Source organism: Klebsiella sp. FDAARGOS_511 (assembly GCF_003812845.1).
Lineage (GTDB): Bacteria > Pseudomonadota > Gammaproteobacteria > Enterobacterales > Enterobacteriaceae > Klebsiella > Klebsiella grimontii.
The window spans coordinates 3,658,202-3,679,163 of record NZ_CP033824.1; the positions used below are offsets into that span (position 1 = coordinate 3,658,202).

The following is a 20,962-nucleotide window of genomic DNA, read 5'->3' on the forward strand; positions in this document are numbered from 1 at the left end:
GCGTTTATCCCCCTCTGGCGGTCGCCGCCGGAGGGGTTGTCGTTTATGTAACAGCGGAAATGGATATGACTGCGCAGACTCAGAGCTTTCCCCTGGTGATAACCCAGTCGTGGCATCGCTGCAGTAAGTTTATGCAGCGGGAAACCTGGCAGACGCCGCATCAGGCGCAGGGGCTGACCTTCGAATCGATTTGCCGGCGCAAGACCGCGCTATTGACGATTGGCCAGGCGGCGCTGGAAGATGCCTGGGAGTTTATGGATAACCGCCCCTGCGCGCTGTTTATCCTTGATGAGTCCGCCTGTATTCTCAGCCGCTGCGGCGATCCGCAGACCCTCGACCAACTGGCGGCGCTGGGATTTCGTGACGGCAGCTACTGCGCGGAAAGCATTATCGGCAGCTGCGCGCTCTCTCTGGCCTCCATGCTCGGGCAGCCGGTCAAAACGACGGGCGAGCAGCATTTTAAACATGCGCTGCACGGATGGTCGTTTAGCTCCACGCCGGTGTTTGATAACCACGGGCGCCTGTTCGGTTCCATTTCCCTGTGCTGCCTGGCCGAAGAGCAGGCTTCGCCGGATCTCTCCCTGACCCTGGCTATCGCGCGGGAAGTCGGTAACTCACTGCTCACCGACAGCCTGTTGTCAGAGTCGAATCGCCATCTTAACCAGATGTACGGTCTACTGGAGAGTATGGATGACGGGGTGATGGCGTGGAATGAGCAGGGAGTTTTGCAATTTCTTAACGTGCAGGCCGCGAGACTGCTGCATCTTGATGCCCAGGCCAGCCAGGGGAAAAACATCAATGAGCTGGTGACGCTGCCGGCCTTGCTGCGCCGGGCTATTAAGCACGCGCGTGGGCTGAATCATGTGGAAGTCACCTTTGAGAGCCAGCATCAGTTTGTCGACGCCGTAATTACGCTCAAGCCAATCGTCGAAGAGCAGGGCAACAGCTTTATTCTGCTGCTGCATCCGGTCGAGCAGATGCGCCAACTGATGACCAGCCAGCTTGGCAAAGTGAGCCATACCTTTGAACAGATGTCGGCGGACGACCCGGAAACCCGGCGGCTGATTCACTTTGGTCGCCAGGCGGCGCGTGGCGCTTTCCCGGTGCTGCTGTGCGGTGAAGAGGGGGTGGGCAAAGAGCTGCTCAGCCAGGCGATTCACAATGAGAGCGAGCGGGGCGGCGGGCCGTATATCGCGGTCAACTGCCAGCTGTATGCCGACAGTGTCCTGGGCCAGGATTTTATGGGCAGCGCGCCGACGGACGATGAAAACGGTCGCCTTAGCCGTCTTGAGCTGGCCAACGGCGGGACGCTGTTTCTTGAAAAAATCGAATATCTGGCGCCGGAGCTGCAGTCCGCGCTGCTGCAGGTAATCAAGCAGGGGGTATTAACCCGTCTGGACGCCCGTCGCTTGATCCCGGTGGACGTCAAAGTGATCGCCACCACTACCGTCGATCTTGCCAATCTGGTGGAGCAAAACCGCTTTAGCCGCCAGCTTTACTACGCGCTGCACTCTTTTGAAATCGTTATTCCCCCGCTGCGAGCGCGGCGCAACAGTATTCCCTCGCTGGTGCACAATCGCCTTAAGAGCCTGGAAAAGCGCTTCTCCTCGCGGCTGAAGGTAGATGATGATGCGCTGGCGCAACTGGTGGCCTACTCCTGGCCGGGCAATGATTTTGAGCTGAACAGTGTTATCGAGAATATCGCCATTAGCAGCGATAACGGCCATATCCGCCTGAGTAATTTGCCGGAATATCTGTTTGCCGAGCGGCCCGGGGTCGACACGGGTTCTTCGCTGCTGCCCACCAGCCTGACCTTCAGCGCCATTGAGAAAGAGGCGATTATCCATGCCGCCCGGGTGACCAGCGGTCGGGTGCAGGAGATGGCGCAGCTGTTGAATATCGGCCGCACCACGCTGTGGCGCAAAATGAAGCACTACGATATCGACGCCGGTCAGTTTAAGCGCGGACGTATGGAGTAGTTTCCTGTAGGGAGTGATACGGAATAGTCGAGCAGAAAAGCAGCACGCAAGCGTTTAGCTGCGGTCTGAATCAAAGAAAGGCAACGATCTCTTTGATATCCCGGCAAAGATAGGTCCATAGTGTAAGCATGTTCATTACGTGGTTAATTTTAAGGATAAGAGCATGCCAACAGCAATCGATAAAGCCCTGGATTTTATTGGTGGTATGAACACCTCGTTGTCGGTGCCAAATACTATGGATGAAAGTACCGCTAAGGGAATTTTGAAGTATTTGCATGAACTAGGCGTACCGGCGAACCCTGCCGAGGTCACGGCCCGGGGTGAAAAGGAGGGATGGGATGTCGGGTTCACGGAAAAAGTCGCCGGATGGGCGGACAAAATTGCCTCTGGTAAGCGGATCGTCATTAAAAACCCGGAATACTTCACCGTCTATATGCGCGAACAGCTGCAGGCGCTGGTGTAACCTGACCTCATTTTAAGCTGTGGCGCCCCGATGGGGCCGCATAATGCAAAAAGGGCTGACGATTTCTCGTCAGCCCTTGCTGTATCTGGTGGCCCCTGCTGGACTTGAACCAGCGACCAAGCGATTATGAGTCCGAACTATATTCTAATAAAAACAAAGATATACAGTTAAATCAAACGCATAGCATTTCGTATATTGTCGAAAAGTATTGCATAGTGCTGCGCTGTGCTGCCATTTTGCTGCCACTTATCAGGTTTAATGGGTTAAGTTGAACCGCTTCTGTCAGGTGGTCAGGGGCGAAGTGAGCATAACGCATCGTGACTTTAATATCTGTATGCCCGAGGATGCGTTGTAAGACTAAAATATTGCCGCCGCCCATCATGAAATGGCTGGCAAAAGTATGCCGTAAAACATGCGAAAGCTGACCGTCAGGAAGCTCAATTCCCGCCCGTTTTATTGCACTCCTGAATGCTGAGTAACATCCGGTAAAGAGCGGTTTAGAGGTTCGGCTTTTGGGTAGTAATTCATAAAGCTCTTCACTGATTGGAACAGCTCGGTTCTTCTTGCCTTTCGTTTTGATAAAAGTGATTTTTCCGGGGCTTATCTGCTTTCCAGTTAAACTTTCCGCCTCACCCCATCTTGCTCCGGTTGCAAGGCAGATTTTAACAATCATGGTTAAATCCTCCGCCTTGCTTTTTTCACATTCTTCCAGCAAGCGAGCCGCTTCCTCAACTGTAAGCCAGGCCAGCTCAATTTCTGCGATCTTAAACTCTCTGACGTTTTCAAGAGGGTTGGGTGCTGTCCAGTCATCAAGTCTTTTCAGCTCGTTGAACATAGCCCGAAAGTAAGCTAGTTCAAGATTAACCGTGCGAGGGGTGACAGCCTTAACGCGATCAGAGCGGGTTATTTTTCCGCTTAACCGCTGTTCTCTATAAGTTGAGAACAGTTTAGCGTTGAATTCCGTAGCGAGGGGATCACCCATTGCGAGACAGGCAAACTCCATTGCGCCTTTACGCTTTTCACCATCAGCAAGCGTAACGCCATGTGCGTTATACCAAGCTGTAACCAAATCCCGAACGCGGCGTTTATCAGTTTTCTCGCCCAGCCACGGCTTATCTTGAGCCTGATCTTTTATGTGACGCTCAAATGCTAAAGCCTCCCCTTTGGTCGCGAACTGGCGACGGATGCGCTTTCCATCCCTACCGTTTGGGAAAACCTGAGCCTGCCATTTTCCAGTGGGTAATTTGCTTACAGCCATTATTGATTGCTCGCATTATCTCGATAGTCTTTAATTTTCCCAGCGGCAAGTAAGCAGATAACCACTGTATAGATATGCTGTACCGTTGGTGAGAGATACATTGCAACAAACATAAGAGTGAGTAGGAACGCAGGCCCGATACATAGAGATATGAAGCTGGCAAAAGGTCCTTTTTGCTTCTCTTTGGATGTTAAGTGAGCCATTGTGAGGCCGGAAATAAGTACCAACGCTAACTCAATTAATGTAAGCATAATCACTCCGTGAAAGTTGTTTTTCCTATGATCTTTCCTAAAACTAAAATCCCGGACACTTCGCATTCGAAAGACGCAGGACCATTCTCAACCCGCAACCGCGAGCCTGGTAATCTGTAAATTCGTCTAACGCTGTAAAATCCATCAATCTCTATGAACCATACTCCATCGTTTACTTCACCCTTATATTCATCCACTAGATACACATCGCCTTCAAACTTCACTAAAGAGGGGCTTGTTGCATTATTAGGGATTAGATGCGAATCGTAATGAACAGCTATTGAGTCTGAAATAATCCCGTTTGTGATTTCTTTATATTGCAAACGCAACCCATTTTCAGAAGTGTTGTTCATTCCGGGGCTGCCTTGACCAGTTGCTAACCACAATAGTGAGGCGCCAGTATCAAGATGACACGCGATAACCCAGTCATGCGGGAAAGTGTCGCGCATCCATCGGTTCGCCATAGTGCTTTGCGATATCCCAAGACGGTCACATAGAGCTTGGCGAGTGCTGAATCCATAGGCTTGAAGGATGCGTGTTATTGCCTCTTTGCCTCCGCTCTGAGATGAGAAATTAAATTTTGACACCCCATGTGGGGTTTCATTTGTGTTTGACATATTTCAAATGTGATCCTATCATCGGTTTTGTGGTGTTCGGAATAGCTTGGAATGGTTCCGAATAGTGAGGTTTTAAACACAATCTGAGGGATAGTGCATCATGAATCGTAATTTTTCAATGCGCCCTAGCATCAATCTTGTGGTGTCTGAACCATTCATTACCCTGGATGAGTTCTGCCGCCGTACCGGTTACAAACTCAGCTACGCCCGCCAAATGATCCGTGAAGGCCGCCTTCCAATTCGTAAAAAGGAAGGGGTAAACAGCCTTATCGAAGTAAACATGTTCGCATTGACGATGGAAGCGGCTCAAGGCTGCGAAATCGCAATGCAAGCCTGATAGTTCCATTTTGGGATATAGAGAGGCCAAAAACATGTTTGATTTCAGGATTTCCAAACATCCACACTTTGAAGAGGCCTGCCGGGCTTTCGCGCTGCGTCATAACATGGCGAAACTGGCAGAACGCGCGGGAATGAATGTCCAGACACTGCGCAATAAGCTAAACCCGGACCAGCCGCACCAACTTACCGCACCGGAAATCTGGCTGCTTACTGATCTGACAGAGGATTCCGCATTGGTTGATGGTTTCCTGGCGCAGATCCACTGCCTGCCGTGCGTGCCGCTAAACGAAGTCGCTCGGGAGAAAATGCCGGACTACGTACTGAAAGCCACGGCAGAAATCGGCCGCGTAGCTGCTGGCGCTGTTTCCGGCGAAGCGCACACAACGGCAGGGCGCCGCCAGATTGTTGATAGCATCAATTCAGTTACTCGACTGATGGCATTAACCGCAGTGACGTTGCAGGCGCGCCTGCAGGCAAGCCAGGCGATGGCCAGCACCATTGATACAGTCACTGGCCTGGGTGCCTCGTTCGGTTTGATCTGAGGTGGCTATGTTGACTAAACAACCATCACTCGCATCGCTGCTCGTTAAGCAAAGCCCATCACCTCATTTCGGGCATGGCTGGATCATGGGGAAGGATGGCAAGCGCTGGCATCCGTGCCGCTCGCAGGATGCGCTGCTGGCTGAACTGCGTACTACTAAACAGGGGAAACCATGGCTATTGAAGGCGATTCTGCGACTGTTCCACTAAGTCCGGGGCATCGGCTGGATGGCCTGAATCATATTGCAGAGCTAAGGGCGAAAGTGTTCGGCTTGAATATAGAACCTGAACTGGAGCGTTTTATTAGCGATATGCGGGACCAGCGAGATATTAACCATAAACAGAATGAGCGTGCCTTAGCCGCCATATTCTTTATGGCTAAGATTCCGGCGGATCGTCATAACGTCAATATGAATGAGCTGACGACTGACGAAAAGCGGGAGCTGATAAAAGCAATGAACCATTTTCGTGCAGTGGTGAGCTTATTTCCAAAGCGGCTAACCATGCCGAATTAACCAGTAACAGAAATTAATGGCGTAAACCCGCCGGGCATTCTTTTGCCAAAATTCAGGAGAAACAACAATGCGAAATATAGAAACCTGTTCCAACAAAATCGGCCCGGATGATGCAGGTCTTAACCAGATACTGACAGAGGCCCGCATGGAAGAACGCCGTGCACGTGCTGCGGCAATGGCCGCCCGCCTTGATAGCCTGGCGTGTCACATCACATCGCGCCAGCTTAATCACGTTGAGGCGGCGGAGCTGCTGCGCGTTACAGCGGAAAACATCCAGAACGAAGCGCAGGAGATCCACTGATGTCTGATTCTATGGACCTCGTACAGCAGCGCGTTGAAGAAGAACGCCAGCGGCACATCCACACTGCCCGCAGTAAAGCGTCGGGCGTTTCCCGCGTTTTATGCATCGAATGTGATGCGCCAATCCCGCCCGCTCGCCGCCGTGCGCTTCCCGGCGTGCAGTGCTGCGTCACCTGTCAGGAAATCGCAGAGCTGAAAGGCAAACACTACAATGGGGGTGCTGTATGAGCACCATCCTGAAATGGGCGGGAAACAAAACCGCCATCATGCCCGAACTGAAAAAACACCTCCCAGCTGGCCCGCGATTGGTTGAACCTTTCGCGGGTTCCTGCGCTGTGATGATGGCGACAGAGTATCCTCATTATCTTGTCGCTGATATCAATTCTGACCTGATTAATCTTTATAAGCAGATTGCATTTAACTGCGAGAAATTTATAGCTAACGCTAAAGGGTTCTTTGCAAGTACAAATAGCGAAACCTCTTATTACAATATCCGCCAGGATTTTAATCATTCCTCTGAAACTACTGATTTCTGGAAAGCTGTATTTTTCCTTTATCTTAATCGCCACTGTTATCGTGGATTGTGCCGTTATAACAGGAAAGGTGAATTTAACGTTCCATACGGGAATTATAAAAAAACATATTTCCCGGAAGACGAAATCAGAGCATTTGCAGAGAAAGCAAAACGCGCCACCTTCATTTGTGCCAGCTACGAGGAAACTTTAGCGATGGTCAAAACAGGTGATGTGATTTATTGCGACCCACCTTATGACGGTACATTTACCGATTATCACACTGATGGTTTCAATGAGCTTGAACAGCGTCGCCTGGCGACGACTCTTGATGTACTGGCATCAGCAGGCCATCAGGTTGTTGTGTCGAACAGTGAAACCGAGCTGACGAACGCGATTTACCAGAATTTTACCCGCCACCGTATTAACGCAAAACGCAGTATGGGCGTTGCCGGTGGTGATGGTAAGTCTGCAACTGAAATTATCGCTGTTTCTCAACCCCTGATCTGGTCCGGGTTTGATCTGGCAGCGTATCCAGTCGTGAGTGCGTCTTACGAAACTTTCCAAAGAGAGTATTTGTGTGAGCCATCACGACGTTAAAAACTACGGCGGCGCAGATGATGCCGCCGCTGCTTTTGTCTGGAATACCCCGAAAAAAGCGGTTAACCCATACACGGACCCGGCGGAAGTTGCGCCGGTGTCTGCGCTTTCAAACCTGATCGCTCTCTACGCCAGCGACAACGAGCAGGAGCAGCTGCGCCGTGAGGCGATGAGCGATGAGGTCTGGGAACGCTATTTCTTCAATGAATCCCGCGATCCTGTCCAGCGTGAAATGGAGCAGGACCGGCTGATTAGCCATGCCAAAATGGCGCGCGAGCAGCAGCGTTTTAATCCCGATCTGGTCATTCTGGCTGACGTTAACGCCATGCCGTCCCATATCAGCAAGCCTCTGCTGGAGCGGATTAAATATTTCCATAGTCTGGGCAGAGCAAAAGCCTATTCCCGCTACCTGCGTGAAACCATCAGGCCGTGCCTTGAACGCCTGGAGCGCGTGCGTGCCAGCCAGGTTTCTGCGTCATTCCGGTTTATGGCGAGCCACGACGGGCTGGAGGGCCTGCTGGTTCTGCCGGAAATGAACCAGGATCAGGTTAAGCGGTTATCTACCCTGGTGGCGGCACACATGAGCATGTGTCTGGATACTGCCTGCGGTGAGCTGTTTACGGATGAAGACGTTACGCCGGAAGAGATCCGCCGGTCATGGGAAAGGGTGGCCGCTGAGGCCATGCGCCTTGATGTTATCCCGCCTGCTTTCGAGCAGTTGCGCCGTAAAAAGCACCGCCGTAACCCGGTCCCATACGAACTTATCCCGGGTTCGCTTGCCCGTATGCTCTGCGCTGACTGGTGGTATCGCAAGCTGTGGCAGATGCGGTGTGAATGGCGGGAAGAACAGTTGCGCGCCGTCTGCCTGGTTAACAAAAAGGCGTCCCCGTATGTCAGCTATGAGGCCGTGATCCATAAACGCGAACAGCGCCGCAAATCGCTGGAGTTCTTCCGCTCGCATGAGCTGACCAATGAGCAGGGCGATACGCTGGATATGGAAGACGTGGTAAACGCCAGCAGCAGCAATCCGGCGCACCGGCGCAACGAAATGATGGCCTGCGTTAAAGGGCTGGAGCTGATCGCAGAAATGCGTGGTGAATGCGCCGTGTTCTATACCATCACCTGCCCGTCACGCTTTCACGCAACGCTCAATAACGGCAGGCCAAACCCGAAATGGACCAGTGCCACGGTCCGGCAGAGCAGCGATTATCTGGTGAATATGTTCGCCGGCTTCCGTAAGGCGATGCACAAAGCCGGGCTGCGCTGGTATGGCGTCCGCGTTGCTGAGCCACACCATGACGGCACCGTGCACTGGCACCTGCTTTGCTTCATGCGCAAAAAAGACCGCAAATCCATCACCGCGCTGCTGCGTAAATTTGCCATCCGTGAGGACCGCGAGGAGCTGGGCAACAATACCGGCCCGCGTTTTAAGTCTGAGCTGATCAACCCGCGCAAGGGTACGCCTACCAGCTACATCGCCAAGTACATCAGTAAGAACATCGACGGGCGTGGCCTGGCTAACGAAATCAGCAAAGAAACCGGCAGATCACTGCGGGACAATGCCGAACATGTCAATGCCTGGGCTTCGCTGCATCGCGTCCAGCAATTCCGCTTTTTCGGTATTCCTGGGCGTCAGGCATACCGCGAGCTGCGTTTGCTGGCAGGCCAGGCCGCGCGACAGCAGGGCGATAAAAAAGCCGGTGCGCCGGTACTGGATAACCCGCGTCTGGATGCCGTGCTGGCGGCAGCCGATGCCGGGTGTTTTGCCACCTACATCATGAAACAGGGCGGCGTACTGGTTCCGCGTAAACATCACCTGGTCCGCACGGCTTACGAACTCAATGACGAGCCATCAGCCTATGGCGATCACGGCATCCGTATTTATGGCATCTGGTCCCCGATTATTGAGGGCCGGATTTGTACGCATGCGATGAAGTGGAAAATGGTTCGTAAGGCCGTTGACGTTCAGGAGGCGCCAGCCGACCAGGGCGCTTGCGCCCCTTGGACTCGTGGCAATAACTGTCCCCCTGTGGAAAAAATGAACGAAAACGGGGCCGTAAGCGGACAGGATTTACCGGATCTTGCGGGTATGGATGAGCGGGAGCTGCAGGAGTATCTCCATAGCATGAGCAAAAAGGAGCTGAGGGAGCTAAACGCACGGCTTCGCATGGTTAAGCCTAAGCGCCGGAAAGGGTACAGGCAGGATGTGGATAATCAGCAGCGCCTGCAGCTGGAGTATGAACTTAAATCGAGAGGCTTTGATGGTTCGGAGGCGGAGATCGATCTGCTTCTGCGCGGTGGCAGTATTCCATCCGGTGCCGGTCTGCGTGTCTTTTACCAGAACCAAAGGCTGCAGGAAGATGATAAATGGCGCCAGTGGTACTGATGGAGGAGCGCATTTTATAGCCTTATCTCACCACATAGGACACATCTGATTGAATGATAAAAACTATTTTACATAGAGAAAATCATATTATACTGTATTTATATCCAGTAGATGTATGTACAGTATGGTAATATCCCTTTGAGGGTATATGGCAACGGATATCCCGTAGTGAGGATAGGAGGGGAAATGCAGGACTATCTTTTGGAGTCGTTAAAACTCCAGCGTATTGATTTTTTTATCAAGCTTGTAGCGGCTAGTGAGTGCAGCGATGAAGAGAAGCGACTTGCTATCCAGTGGGTTTCTGAGCTAACTGATGAATTAATGGCGAAAATTCGTAGCCATGAATACAGCCGGTCAATGGATGTTTCCAGTTAGGGGGATGATCTCCATGCGTGTCGAAATAATGATTGATAAAGAACAGATGATAAGTCCTGCGACACTGGTAGCCCTAGAAAACGAGCTTTACCGTAACCTGTGTCCTCTGTATCCCAAGACCACCATCCGCATTCGAAAAGGTAGTGCCAATGGCATCGAGTTAAGCGGGTTAAAACTGGATGAAGATAAAAAGCGTGTGATGGAAATCATGCAACAGGTCTGGGAGGATGACTGCTGGATGCATTAATCTCTTGGATATGATGTTTATCATATGTATGATTACACCAAAGTGGCGCCATAATGGTGAGCATCATGACAAAGAAAAGCAAACAAATTGATGGTGGACGATTCAGCCTCCGTTTACCTAGCGAAGTGCTAGAGTCTATCGATAAAGAGTGTGCCAAAAGGATTGGTTGTGTATCGCGAAATACATGGATTGCTGAGGCTATTGCCGAAAAGCTTAGCAGATGCAATGGCGAACGTTCACCTACACCAGAAGATATTAAGGCTGCGTGATGAAAACCTTTTATGAATTTTTTGCAGGCTCAGGAATGGCTAGAGCTGGTTTAGGCGATAGCTGGACCTGTGTGTTTGCTAATGATTTTGATCATAAAAAAGGTGCTGTTTATCAACAGAACTGGGGGGGAGGAGATCTTTTTGTTGGCGATGTTAAAACCGTTACTCAAGAGCAGCTCTCAAAAAATGCCAACTTAGTCTGGGCGTCATTTCCTTGCCAGGACCTTTCCCTTGCTGGGGCTGGGGCTGGATTGAAAGGCGAGCGTTCAGGAACGTTTTGGCCTTTCTGGAGCATTGTGAAACAGAAAATTGCATCTGGTTCAGCTCCCGAAATTATTGCTTTAGAAAACGTTTGCGGAATGCTAACTTCTCATAAAGGTGATGATTTTGCTGCCATATGCTCGGCGTTTAACGATATTGGGTACCATTATGGAGCCTTTGTAGTTGATGCTGCGCTGTTCCTGCCGCAGTCGAGACCTAGACTCTTTATCATTGGTGTTAGAAACGATATTTCTGTTGATGATATGACTTCTGAATTGCCATCAAAAATATGGCATACCCGAACTTTATTGAATGCCTACAGTAATTTGGATAGTGAAGTCAAATCCAATTGGGTATGGTGGGATCTGCCAATGCCAGCACAGAGAAAATCTGTCTTTGCCGACCTGATTGAGGAAAATCCGAGCAGTGTAAAATGGCATACTAGAAAAGAAACACAGCAGCTCATGGATATGATGACTGATGTCAATCTAGCTAAGGTTGAGGCCGCCAAAAAACTATCAGTCACTTCTGGGAAAAAAGTTGTTGGGACGATTTATAAAAGAACTCGTACTGATAACTTTGGAATAAAAGCTCAGCGAGCGGAAGTGCGGTTTGATGATGTTGCTGGTTGTCTTCGAACACCTGGTGGTGGTTCAAGTAGGCAAGTCATAATGGTTGTTGATAAAGGGGCTGTAAAAACGAGGTTGATCTCAAGTAGAGAAACTGCAAGGCTTATGGGGTTACCCGACGAATACATATTGCCAAAAAATTATAATGAGGCGTATCACTTAACGGGTGATGGTGTTGTAGTTCCTGTTGTATCCCACATAGCCACTCATATTTTTGATCCTGTGATGGAATGTGTGTTTGAGGATTCAGCGGGGCTACTTAAGCAAATCGCATAGCATCGTTTGGCAGGAAGATATGAGCGTTATTCCGTGTAAAAAGGACCTTCAGTTAAAAAAATTGATTGAATCCTATGCTGAAGCCTTAAAAGTTGAGGCTCACAAGCTAGGAACTCATGGGCTAACTGAAGCTGAATTTTATGACAGTGGCCTCTTTCGCGGGGCAATTGAGCGAATCCGAGGACAGTTCTCCGCAACCATGCGGGAGAAAAGAAATTTTGTTAAGCATGTTTTAAATTACATGCAGGATAACGAGTACATTGCTGATTGGGAGTCTGCAGGGGAATCAAATCGTCATGATTATATGGTAACCCTCAATTCCGGACGTAAAGCTGCTATCGAGTTGAAAGGATGTCTTGACGGTAATAACACCAACATTTTTGACCGCCCTCCTCAAGCGGAGGAATTTGTTATCTGGAGTGTATGCACAAACCCTGGCGCTGATCCCCAGCACAATGTCTGGTCTGGGCTTCATACTAGGCTTAGCGCTGAAATTATTTCTCGAGAGCAAAGAATTGATGGCATGGTTATTTGGGATTGGTCTTGCGGAACAGTCGGAAGACCATGCCCTAAAATTGCAACTGAGCCTGAGCGGGCTGTAACGTTTGGCCCATTTAAATTGCCACCACCATGTTTGTACCTGTTACCTTCGACAATCCCAAGCCCAAGAAATAATCCGTCGCCAAAAGCTCAGCAGATCGAAGATGTACAGCTAATCAAAGCCTTTCACGATTGTTTTGGATGCCGGCCAGAAGAAGTTAACTTTGTTAACTTCGACGTTGGTTATCATGGTAAAGATACCGTTCGTAAAACGACCATCATTCGAAACGGCACAGTTGAACGTGAATCAGAAATGACGGCAATAAGGCGTTCTTAATTAATGCATTGCTATGCTGCATGAATCCGCATGATCGTTTGAGGATCGTTTTGGCTCAAGCCCGCCAGTTCTGGCGGGCTTTTTCATATCTCATGCAGATGCATGAAAACCACTACACAAAGCGGGCAGGCGTGGCGGGGATACGAGCGCGCGCAACGGGGTGAAATGGTGAAAATCCGGCGCATTTTCCGGGCCGCTGACGGGCGGACGGGGAAGGGGGTGTAACGGAGGGGCAAAAAATAGCGCCTCGCAGGGGGCTGCTGAGGCGCTTATAGAAGGTGTTACGCTGGGTCAGTCTTCCTGCAGGTCCAGCGTATAGGGGGCGAATCGGATCACCTCTTCGCCCAACCACTTATTCAATTCCTGCAATCGCTTCTGCAGTGGCATCAGTTCGTTGCGGACAAAGACGCGGCTGGCCTTTTCCACGTCACCGAATCAGCCGGTATTGTTGGGTAATGGTTGAGAATGCATAAAAATTATCAATGCACAATACTTGATGACTGCGCACAAGATTGGTATGTTGTGCGCGACACTTAATTATTGTGAGGTTGTTATGGCGTTCAGAGCAGAAGAGCTAGTCAAAGCTAATTTCGATAAAGCTTACAGATATTTGGTTCCTGAGGGAGCATCTCGCGAGATGAGAGTTGCGGTAAGGGATAAGCTTGAGGAGATTGTAGGTGAGTGTGGGCCGGTGGTTGATGGGTATCCAGCATGGCATCCGTTCATGTTCGATGCAAATAAGACGAACTGGGCTCCAATGACGCCAAAAAGTACGTCTGCTTTTAGTTACCTGGACCATACGATTTATTTTCAGAATGGGATACTTACCTGTCCTTATGGACATGGAGTAGAAGAGTTCATTAAAAAGGTTAGGAGCCTATCGCATAAGGATGCTGGGTTTACCATTGAGAAAATAGATGATGTTGTGCTCTATCACGAAGAAGCGGTACCGTTGCTCATAAAATGTAATTGGTATTTTACTTATGAGATGGAAGACGACGGCACTTTCCCGGCGAGAGTTGCAATGGGCTTGATGTTGGAAAACGAAGTGCCGAACTGGCGAACTGCAGTTTACAGCGAAAGTTGGGAAGAAATGCGGGGACAGATTATGGGATACCCACATGGTGCAAGATCTTCTCTGTTTGTTAATCAGCAGACCGGTCAAAAAATGAAAAACCTCTGGGGGCAGCTAATAAAAACCGGGCTCTTAGGTGAAGAGCGTTAATACTATTTCGCAGCGATTAGCGCCCAGCGGAAGACTGCTGAGGCGCTTATAGAGGGGATTATGCTGGGTCAGTCTTCCTGCAGGTCCAGCGTATAGGGGTCGAATCGGATCACCTCTTCGCCCAGCCACTTATTCAATTCCTGCAATCGCTTCTGCAGTGGCATCAGTTCATTGCGGACAAAGACGCGGCTGGCCTTTTCCACGTCACCGAACCCGCCGGTATTGTTGGGAATGATGCCCATCATCTGCGGGGGGACGCGGTGCGCAGCCATCATGTCATCACGGCTCACGTTTTTGATATTCAGAAACTCATCCTTTGCCGCTACTTCTGACAGTGGGATGATCTGGATGCCGTCCTTTTTACCGTTGGGCGAATACATAAACAGGTTGCGGAAGTTGCCCGGCCCTTTGGCGCTTTTCATGGCCTGGCGGATGTTGTTCACGTCCTCCTGATTCTGTGCTGCGTCTGTCATGTACATGATGAAACCGGCGTGACTGCCGTTGATGTAATACTTACGGCGAAACAGCGTAGCCGACTCGTTGAGCAGTGTTGAAGGGATCGCGGAGAGGTAGCCGGGAAGCCCGTAGATTTCCTGGTTAATGTCCGGCTCCATCAGGTGAAAGATGCTACCTTTGGTGAACTCATAAGGCTGGGTGGTCATGCCGTACTGCACGAACCAGTAAGTATCGAGGTCAATCCCGCGCCGGGTGTACTTCGCCAGTGATGGCTCCAGAGACAGGACGCCGCCCAGCCTGTTCGTCCGTTTTTCCAGATAGGCGTTACCGAACACAAGGTAGTCCTGGACGAAACGTGCAAAAGCCTGCTGGCTGAGCAGGCGGTGGGGGATGTAGGTGCTGCTGAGAATGTCACGCTTAACGGCAATCGGTGAGCTGTGATGTACAGCGGCGCGATAGGTCCGCGCCAGCCCGTCAAAACTCACCGGCGGCTCATACCAGCGGTCCATTTGCACACATTCTACGTAGTCCAGAAGTTCGCGGCGGTCCAGTACCGGAATGGGATCGCCAAAGCTGAACGCCTGGGTAGTTGCTGCATCATTGGGTTGTACGTCGGGTGGCATCACATCCTGTGCGGTATTCTCAGTCATTAAAAAATCTCCACAATGTTGCTGGTATTGGCGGCTTCGCCCTGCAGCGGTTCGTTAAACAGTGCGTGCATCGTTGCCCAGGCCAGATCGGCGTGGCTGGCTTCTTCGCTGCGGCTGGCTTCATAGGTCGGACGGTTGCCGCTGGCGGTGGTGGCGCGGCGGATAGCCATAAATGACTGCGCAATGTCGGTATGCCCGGCGTCAAACTCCAGACGGCGGTGGCTGATAATGTCGTATGCCTTGAGCACCAGGGCGTTTTTGACGTTGGGGTTATAGACAAACTCCCGCACGGCAGGGAAAAAGCCTTTTACGTTTTCATAAACACCGTGGCCGACGCCGGTGGAGTCAATGCCGATGTAGGTCACGTTATACTGCTGCGTCAGTTTGCGGATGGCATCTGCCTGGGCGCGGAAGTCCATTCCGCGCCACTGATGGCGCTCAAGGATGCGGAACTTACCGCCGGGCACCGTCGGCGGGGCAATGACTACGCAGCCAGCGCTGTCACCGTTCTGGGTACCTTTCGCCGGGTCATAGCCGATCCAGACTTCGCGCCAGCCGAACGGACGCAGGGCCAGCGCCTGAAAGTCTTCCCAGACTTCCCAGCTGTCCACCATGCAGGCCTGCAGGTCAGCCAGTGGGAAAACGGAGGCGAGATCGTCGATGAACTCACACATTAGCAGGTTCTGGTACTCGTCGGGGCTGTACTCCAGGCGCAGCTGGTCGAGGTCGAACAGGTTGCAGCCACCGCGCACGGCGTCCTCCACCGTCACGATCTGTCTGAACTGACCGTCAGCGCAAAGCAGACCGGCAGCAAGGGCTGAGTGGGTCAGGTCGATATCAACGCGATCAGCTTTTGCCCGCCCGCGATTGAACAGGGCGCCGGACCAGAACGGGTAAGCGCTGTGCGTCAGGCTGGAAGGCGTTGAGAAATAGGTCTGGCGCCATTTCTTATGCAGCGCCATGCCGGAGGCGACTTTACGTAGCTCCTGAAATTTCGGGATCCAGAAATACTCATCAAGATACAGGTTGCCGTGGTAGCTCTGCGCGGTGCGGGCGTTGGTTCCGAGAAAATACAGCGTGGCGCCGTTTGGCAGCACCATGGGATCGCCTTTTAATTCCACGTCGACTTCTTTGGCAAACTCGATGATGTACTGCTTAAATACATGCGCCTGGGCTTTACTGGCTGACAGGAAAATCTGGTTTCGCCCTGTCATCAGGGCGTCCATCAGCGCTTCACGCGCGAAATAATACGTAGCGCCGATCTGGCGCGATTTAAGCACGTTGCGGATGCGGTGCTTAATTCCTGCTTCCCACCAGTGGCGCTGATATTCAAACATTCCGTTGCGGAAAATCTCTTCCAGCTTTTCGATCTGTTCGTCGCTGAACTGGTTTTTTTCAGGTTGTTTGCGGGGGCCGCGGTTGCGGTTTTGCACGTTGGGGTTAAGGTCTGCCTCATTACCACCGTTGTTAAATTTACCGATGCGGGCGTGTCGTTCTGACTGGCGGGCCAGCAGGTCTATTTCTTTAAAGTCTTTCCCTTCCTTGTGCTCCTTCATGATGAGCTGGCAATAGCGGGCGGCAGTGGTGAGCTGCATCTGATCGAGTGGGCCATATTCGCCCCACTTGTCGCGCTTTTTCCAGCTGTGAACGGTTGCAACTTTTTCGCCCAGCATTTCAGCAATGCGGGCTACGCGGTATCCCTGAAAATACAGCAGTAATGCCTGCCTGCGGGGATCGAGGTCTGCGGGGGTCATCGTTTCCATGGCACAAACATACGGCCTTGCCTGGCGCCTTTCCCCGGCTGGCCTTTGTATGGTTTACCGCACAAGGTCCGCGCGTTGTTTCACCCCCTCCATCGCAGCAACCATAAGGCCTCACAGAGTTATTTGATGGAGTCGGTCATATGGCTGTAAAAGCAAAGCGCTTCCGCATCGGTGTGGAAGGGGCAACGACAGACGGGCGCAATATTGAGCGTGCCTGGCTGGAACAGATGGCGGCGAGCTATGACCCGCAGGTGTATACCGCGTTGATTAATCTGGAGCACATCAAGGGTTACACCCCTGATAGCCCATTCCGCCGTTTCGGGACCGTGGATAAGCTGGAGGCAGAGGAGATTGCAGACGGCCCGCTGAAAGGGAAAATGGCCCTGTACGCGTGGATCACCCCGTCAGAGGACCTGGTGGCATATACCAGTAATCTGCAAAAGCTGTTTACCTCGATGGAGGTCAATACCAGTTTTGCCGATACCGGCAAAGCCTACCTGGTTGGCCTGGCGGCGACGGATGATCCCGCAAGCCTCGGTACTGAAATGCTGCAGTTTAGCGCCAGCGCCAGAAGTAACCCCCTGGCAGGCCGCAAGCAAAACCCTGAAAACCTCTTTTCCGCCGCAGAAGAAACGCTGATCGAGTGGGAAGAAGTCCAGGACGAAAAACCCTCCCTGTTTTCCCGCGTTGCCGCGATGTTCACCAAAAAAGAACAGAACGATGAAGCGCGTTTTTCTGACGTGCATCGCGCGGTGGAGCTGATTGCTACTGAACAGCAAAACCTGAGCGAACGCACTGATAACTCCCTGTCTGCGCAGGATGCGCGCATTGCTGAGCTGGAAGCCTCCCTGCAGGAACAGCAGACCGCTTTTGCTGAACTGGAGCAGCGGCTGAGTCAGGAAGACAGCCGCAAAGATTATCGCCAGCGCGCGCCGGGCGGAAACGCACCGGCAGGCACACTGACCAATTGCTGATGGAGCATAAGAACCAATGAAAAAGCACACACGTTTTGCCTTTAACGCCTACCTGCAGCAGCTGGCACGCCTGAACAACGTGGAAGTGGAAGAACTTTCCAGCAAATTCACCGTTGAGCCGTCGGTGCAGCAGACGCTGGAAGACCAGATTCAGCAGTCCACGGCATTTCTGACCATGGTTAACGTGATTGGTGTGGCGGAGCAGTCAGGCCAGCTTCTGGGCCTGGGCGTCGGCAGCACCATTGCCGGGACCACTGACACGACCACGAAGGAGCGCGAGCCAACCGATCCCACTGAGATGGTTGATGTTGAGTACAAATGCGAACAGACCAACTTTGATACGGTGCTGACCTACGCAAAACTGGATATGTGGGCGAAATTCCAGGATTTTCAGGTACGCATCCGTAACGCCATCGTGAAACGTCAGGCGCTGGACCGCATCATGATTGGGTTTAATGGCGTGAAGCGTGCCAAAACCTCAGACCGTGCCGCCAATCCGTTGCTGCAGGACGTTAACAAAGGCTGGCTGCAGAAGGTCCGCGAAGATGCCCCGGATTGCGTGATGGGCAGCACCACGGCAGAAGATGGCACTACCACCGCAGACCCGGTGAAGGTAGGCAAGGGCGGTAAATATGCCAACCTGGATGCGCTGGTGATGGATGCTGTCAATGAGCTGATTGACCCTATTTTCCAGGATGACGCCGAACTGGTCGTGATCTGTGGTCGTGAGCTGTTGTCCGACAAGTATTTCCCGCTGGTCAATAAGGACCAGGCAAACACGGAGGCGCTGGCTGCTGATCTGATTATCAGCCAGAAACGCATGGGCGGTCTGCAGGCCGTTCGCGCCCCGTCATTCCCGGCTAATGCCGTACTGATCACCCGCCTGGATAACCTGTCCATCTACTGGCAGGAAGATACCCGCCGCCGTTCGGTCATTGATAACCCGAAACGCGATCGTATTGAAAACTTCGAATCCGTCAATGAGGCGTATGTGGTGGAGGATTACCGCTGCGTGGCACTGGTGGAAAACATCACCATCGGCGACTTCAGCGCCGGTGCCGGAGAGTAACGCATGAGCCTGAGTCCCGCACGGCAGCACCGCCTGCGCATCCAGGCTGAACAGGCCGCCCGGCAGGGCGGTAATGTTCGCCACGCGACGGGGTATGACCTGATGCTGATGCAGCTGGCGGAGGACCGCCGCCGCCTGAAAGGTATCCAGTCCACCGTGAAGAAAGCCCAAATCAAGGTGGAACTGCTGCCCCGTTATTCCGCCTGGGTGGAGGGGGTGCTGGCTGCTGATGGTGCCCGGCAGGATGACGTGGTGATGTTTGTGATGCTCTGGCGTATCGATGCCGGTGATTATGACGGTGCGCTGGATGCAGGGCGTCATGCGCTGCGGCACGGATGGGTGATGCCCATCGGAAACCGTAACGTCCAGACGGTGCTGGCAGAGGAAATGGCAGACGCTGCGCAGGCCGCTCTGCTGGCAGGTGAATCTTTCGATGCCGGGTTGTTACTGCAGACACTGGAGCTGACAGACGGCCAGGATATGCCAGACCAGTCACGGGCACGCCTGCATAAAGCGATTGGCGCTGTACTGACCGAAACCAGCCCGGCCTCCGCCCTGAATCACATCAATCATGCGCTGCAGCTTGATCCACGCTGTGGCGTCAAAAAAGAAAAACAGCAGCTGGAGCGCAGATTGCGCAATGACAGCCGTTAACGGAACGTGCCCCGCGCACGGGCGGCACGGGGTGGCGAAAGGCTTTTGCCACATCAAAACCCCGTCCACCGCCCACTATTTCAGGAGAAAGCCCGCATGAAGTTTGTTGCGCCTGAGCAGGCGCCGGAACAGGCGGAAATTATCAAGAATACGCCGTTCTGGCCCGATGTTGATTTATCAGAGTTTCGCAGCGTGATGCGGACGGATGGCACGGTGACGTCACCCCGTCTCGGACAACTCATCCGGTCTGCGATGTCAGAGGTCAATGCGGAGCTGTACGACTTCCGCAAGCGCCAGCAGGCGCTGGGATTTATGACGCTGGCCGATGTACCGGCGGACTTGCTGGACGGTAAAAGCGAACGTATTCACCACTACCACAACGCCGTTTATTGCTGGGCACGTGCGCAGGTGAATGAGCGTTACCAGGACTACGACGCCACGGCCTCCGGTGTGAAAAGGGGGGATGAGCTGGCGGAGGCCAGCGGCGACCTGTGGCGTGATGCTCGCTGGGCAATCAGCCGGGTCCAGGATGCGCCTCACTGTACGGTGGAGCTGATCTGATGAAAGTGCGTGCGTACCAGGGTGACACGGTGGACGCGCTTTGCTGGCGTCATTACGGACGCACGCAGGGCGTCACGGAGCAGGTACTGCAGGCAAATCCGGGGCTGGCTGAGCACGGCCCGTTCTTACCACACGGGCTGCAGGTGGATCTGCCGGATATTGCCACCACTTCCACGGTGCAGACCGTCCAGTTATGGGACTGAAATATGACGCTTGAACGGATCAGCGCCTTCATCACGTACTGCATCGCTGTACTGCTGGCATGGATGGGAGATTTATCGCTTAAGGATGTGTCGACAGTGGGCGGTGTGTTGATTGGCGTGCTGATGCTGGCCATCAACTGGTACTACAAACACAAAACCTACCAGCTGCTGCGCGGCGGAAAAATTACGCAGGGGGAATATGAATCCTTCAACCGTTAAACGCTGCCTGGTAGGGGCGGTGCTGGCGATTGCCGCCACCCTGCCGGGCTTTCAGCAACTTCATACCTCAGTGGAAGGGTTGAAGCTGATAGCCGATTACGAGGGCTGCCTCCTGCAGCCGTATCAGTGTGATGCGGGGGTGTGGACCGATGGCATTGGCAATACGTCCGGCGTGGTGCCGGGGAAGAGCATCACGGAACGGCAGGCCGCCGGGAGTTTTATCACCAACGTTTTAAGGGTGGAGAAGGCGCTGGATCGCTGTGTCCTGGTGAGCGTACCGCAGAACGTCTATGACGCGCTGGTATCGCTGGCCTTCAACGTGGGAACCGGCAATGCCTGTGGTTCAACCATGGTGAAGTTTATCAATCAGAAGCGCTGGCGCGATGCCTGCTATCAGTTGCCGCGCTGGGTATACGTCAAAGGCGTATTTAATCCGGGGCTGGACAACCGCCGCGCGCGGGAGCTGTCCTGGTGCTTAAAAGGAGCGTAACGAA

28 protein-coding genes and 1 pseudogene are annotated in these 20,962 nt (G+C 52.5%); 23 read left to right on the forward strand and 6 right to left on the reverse strand.

Annotated elements, in window-relative coordinates; translation table 11 throughout:
• Positions 1-65 precede the first annotated feature (65 nt).
• Entirely contained in the window at positions 66-1,979 is a 1,914-nt protein-coding gene (gene dhaR / locus EGY08_RS18610) for a dihydroxyacetone kinase operon transcriptional regulator DhaR (protein ID WP_049114288.1), read from the forward strand.
• 139 nt (positions 1,980-2,118) lie between these two features.
• The gene (locus EGY08_RS18615) at positions 2,119-2,442 is read left to right on the forward strand and encodes a DUF1889 family protein (RefSeq protein WP_071988240.1); all 324 of its coding nucleotides are present in this window, start codon (positions 2,119-2,121) and stop codon (positions 2,440-2,442) included.
• Positions 2,443-2,614: 172 nt separating this feature from the next.
• On the opposite strand, the gene EGY08_RS18620 is transcribed toward EGY08_RS18615, so the two are convergent.
• From EGY08_RS18620 to EGY08_RS18630, 3 genes are read right to left on the reverse strand one after another with little or no spacing between them, the layout of a single operon-like run.
• Positions 2,615-3,700, reverse strand: coding sequence for a tyrosine-type recombinase/integrase (locus EGY08_RS18620; protein WP_004174266.1), 1,086 nt, complete (start codon positions 3,698-3,700; stop codon positions 2,615-2,617).
• On the reverse strand, positions 3,700-3,951 hold the full coding sequence (locus EGY08_RS18625; RefSeq protein ID WP_004174268.1) for a hypothetical protein: 252 nt from the start codon (positions 3,949-3,951) through the stop codon (positions 3,700-3,702). Before EGY08_RS18625 ends, EGY08_RS18620 begins: the two co-directional genes overlap by 1 nt.
• Positions 3,952-3,953: 2 nt before the next feature.
• A complete protein-coding gene (locus tag EGY08_RS18630) occupies positions 3,954-4,568 on the reverse strand; it encodes a phage repressor protein CI (protein WP_004174270.1) in 615 nt (204 codons plus the stop codon).
• A 100-nt stretch (positions 4,569-4,668) separates the two neighbouring features.
• Here EGY08_RS18630 and EGY08_RS18635 point away from each other — a divergent pair, with 100 nt between their 5' ends.
• The 13 genes from EGY08_RS18635 to EGY08_RS18695 all read left to right on the forward strand — a co-directional run bounded on the left by EGY08_RS18635 (position 4,669) and on the right by EGY08_RS18695 (position 12,694).
• Positions 4,669-4,905, forward strand: coding sequence for a hypothetical protein (locus tag EGY08_RS18635; RefSeq protein WP_004174272.1), 237 nt, complete (start codon positions 4,669-4,671; stop codon positions 4,903-4,905).
• A gap of 34 nt (positions 4,906-4,939) precedes the next feature.
• Positions 4,940-5,449 carry a phage regulatory CII family protein gene (locus EGY08_RS18640; RefSeq protein ID WP_123828743.1) on the forward strand — a complete coding sequence of 170 codons (510 nt, stop codon included), beginning with the start codon at positions 4,940-4,942 and terminating at the stop codon, positions 5,447-5,449.
• 7 nt (positions 5,450-5,456) lie between these two features.
• Positions 5,457-5,657 (forward strand): phage filamentation protein Fil family protein, encoded by a 201-nt coding sequence (locus EGY08_RS18645; protein WP_004174277.1) that lies wholly within the window; start codon positions 5,457-5,459, stop codon positions 5,655-5,657.
• Complete coding sequence (locus tag EGY08_RS18650; RefSeq protein WP_004174279.1) at positions 5,621-5,962, forward strand: DUF5347 domain-containing protein; 342 nt, start codon at positions 5,621-5,623, stop codon at positions 5,960-5,962. Before EGY08_RS18645 ends, EGY08_RS18650 begins: the two co-directional genes overlap by 37 nt.
• Positions 5,963-6,029: 67 nt before the next feature.
• A complete protein-coding gene (locus EGY08_RS18655; protein ID WP_004174281.1) occupies positions 6,030-6,263 on the forward strand; it encodes a DUF2732 family protein in 234 nt (77 codons plus the stop codon).
• The gene (locus EGY08_RS18660; protein ID WP_004174285.1) at positions 6,263-6,490 is read left to right on the forward strand and encodes a TraR/DksA family transcriptional regulator; all 228 of its coding nucleotides are present in this window, start codon (positions 6,263-6,265) and stop codon (positions 6,488-6,490) included. Before EGY08_RS18655 ends, EGY08_RS18660 begins: the two co-directional genes overlap by 1 nt.
• The gene (locus EGY08_RS18665) at positions 6,487-7,374 is read left to right on the forward strand and encodes a DNA adenine methylase (RefSeq protein ID WP_004174287.1); all 888 of its coding nucleotides are present in this window, start codon (positions 6,487-6,489) and stop codon (positions 7,372-7,374) included. Before EGY08_RS18660 ends, EGY08_RS18665 begins: the two co-directional genes overlap by 4 nt.
• Entirely contained in the window at positions 7,355-9,760 is a 2,406-nt protein-coding gene (locus EGY08_RS18670) for a replication endonuclease (protein WP_123828744.1), read from the forward strand. Before EGY08_RS18665 ends, EGY08_RS18670 begins: the two co-directional genes overlap by 20 nt.
• Before the next feature lie 186 nt (positions 9,761-9,946).
• On the forward strand, positions 9,947-10,135 hold the full coding sequence (locus EGY08_RS18675; protein ID WP_004144689.1) for a hypothetical protein: 189 nt from the start codon (positions 9,947-9,949) through the stop codon (positions 10,133-10,135).
• A gap of 13 nt (positions 10,136-10,148) precedes the next feature.
• Entirely contained in the window at positions 10,149-10,382 is a 234-nt protein-coding gene (locus EGY08_RS18680) for a DinI-like family protein (RefSeq protein ID WP_123828745.1), read from the forward strand.
• 65 nt (positions 10,383-10,447) lie between these two features.
• The gene (locus EGY08_RS18685) at positions 10,448-10,651 is read left to right on the forward strand and encodes a ribbon-helix-helix protein, CopG family (protein ID WP_117096109.1); all 204 of its coding nucleotides are present in this window, start codon (positions 10,448-10,450) and stop codon (positions 10,649-10,651) included.
• On the forward strand, positions 10,651-11,817 hold the full coding sequence (locus tag EGY08_RS18690) for a DNA cytosine methyltransferase (RefSeq protein WP_123828746.1): 1,167 nt from the start codon (positions 10,651-10,653) through the stop codon (positions 11,815-11,817). Before EGY08_RS18685 ends, EGY08_RS18690 begins: the two co-directional genes overlap by 1 nt.
• A gap of 19 nt (positions 11,818-11,836) precedes the next feature.
• A complete protein-coding gene (locus EGY08_RS18695) occupies positions 11,837-12,694 on the forward strand; it encodes a hypothetical protein (RefSeq protein ID WP_123828747.1) in 858 nt (285 codons plus the stop codon).
• Between the two features lie 291 nt (positions 12,695-12,985).
• Here the strand turns inward: EGY08_RS18695 and EGY08_RS18700 are convergent.
• Positions 12,986-13,150 (reverse strand): annotated as a pseudogene (locus tag EGY08_RS18700) (capsid portal protein); the annotation flags it as partial.
• Between the two features lie 97 nt (positions 13,151-13,247).
• Here EGY08_RS18700 and EGY08_RS18705 point away from each other — a divergent pair.
• Positions 13,248-13,919, forward strand: a complete 672-nt coding sequence (locus tag EGY08_RS18705; protein WP_065808458.1) for a hypothetical protein — start codon at positions 13,248-13,250, stop codon at positions 13,917-13,919.
• A 68-nt stretch (positions 13,920-13,987) separates the two neighbouring features.
• Here EGY08_RS18705 and EGY08_RS18710 read toward each other — a convergent pair whose 3' ends face one another.
• Both EGY08_RS18710 and EGY08_RS18715 read right to left on the reverse strand, forming a co-directional pair.
• On the reverse strand, positions 13,988-14,998 hold the full coding sequence (locus EGY08_RS18710; RefSeq protein WP_223272905.1) for a phage portal protein: 1,011 nt from the start codon (positions 14,996-14,998) through the stop codon (positions 13,988-13,990).
• A 26-nt stretch (positions 14,999-15,024) separates the two neighbouring features.
• Positions 15,025-16,788, reverse strand: coding sequence for a terminase ATPase subunit family protein (locus tag EGY08_RS18715; protein ID WP_123828748.1), 1,764 nt, complete (start codon positions 16,786-16,788; stop codon positions 15,025-15,027).
• A gap of 140 nt (positions 16,789-16,928) precedes the next feature.
• On the opposite strand from EGY08_RS18715, the gene EGY08_RS18720 reads away from it, so the two are divergent.
• The 7 genes from EGY08_RS18720 to EGY08_RS18750 all read left to right on the forward strand — a co-directional run bounded on the left by EGY08_RS18720 (position 16,929) and on the right by EGY08_RS18750 (position 20,958).
• Complete coding sequence (locus tag EGY08_RS18720; RefSeq protein ID WP_123828749.1) at positions 16,929-17,762, forward strand: GPO family capsid scaffolding protein; 834 nt, start codon at positions 16,929-16,931, stop codon at positions 17,760-17,762.
• Positions 17,763-17,778: 16 nt separating this feature from the next.
• Entirely contained in the window at positions 17,779-18,831 is a 1,053-nt protein-coding gene (locus EGY08_RS18725) for a phage major capsid protein, P2 family (protein ID WP_038421820.1), read from the forward strand.
• A 3-nt stretch (positions 18,832-18,834) separates the two neighbouring features.
• On the forward strand, positions 18,835-19,485 hold the full coding sequence (locus tag EGY08_RS18730) for a terminase endonuclease subunit (protein WP_123828750.1): 651 nt from the start codon (positions 18,835-18,837) through the stop codon (positions 19,483-19,485).
• Positions 19,486-19,581: 96 nt separating this feature from the next.
• Positions 19,582-20,046 carry a head completion/stabilization protein gene (locus tag EGY08_RS18735; RefSeq protein WP_019704961.1) on the forward strand — a complete coding sequence of 155 codons (465 nt, stop codon included), beginning with the start codon at positions 19,582-19,584 and terminating at the stop codon, positions 20,044-20,046.
• The gene (locus tag EGY08_RS18740; protein ID WP_002896155.1) at positions 20,046-20,249 is read left to right on the forward strand and encodes a tail protein X; all 204 of its coding nucleotides are present in this window, start codon (positions 20,046-20,048) and stop codon (positions 20,247-20,249) included. The genes EGY08_RS18735 and EGY08_RS18740 overlap by 1 nt, the downstream gene beginning before the upstream one ends.
• Before the next feature lie 3 nt (positions 20,250-20,252).
• Positions 20,253-20,468, forward strand: a complete 216-nt coding sequence (locus tag EGY08_RS18745; RefSeq protein ID WP_004144702.1) for an HP1 family phage holin — start codon at positions 20,253-20,255, stop codon at positions 20,466-20,468.
• Complete coding sequence (locus EGY08_RS18750) at positions 20,449-20,958, forward strand: lysozyme (RefSeq protein ID WP_123828751.1); 510 nt, start codon at positions 20,449-20,451, stop codon at positions 20,956-20,958. The genes EGY08_RS18745 and EGY08_RS18750 overlap by 20 nt, the downstream gene beginning before the upstream one ends.
• Positions 20,959-20,962 lie beyond the last annotated feature (4 nt).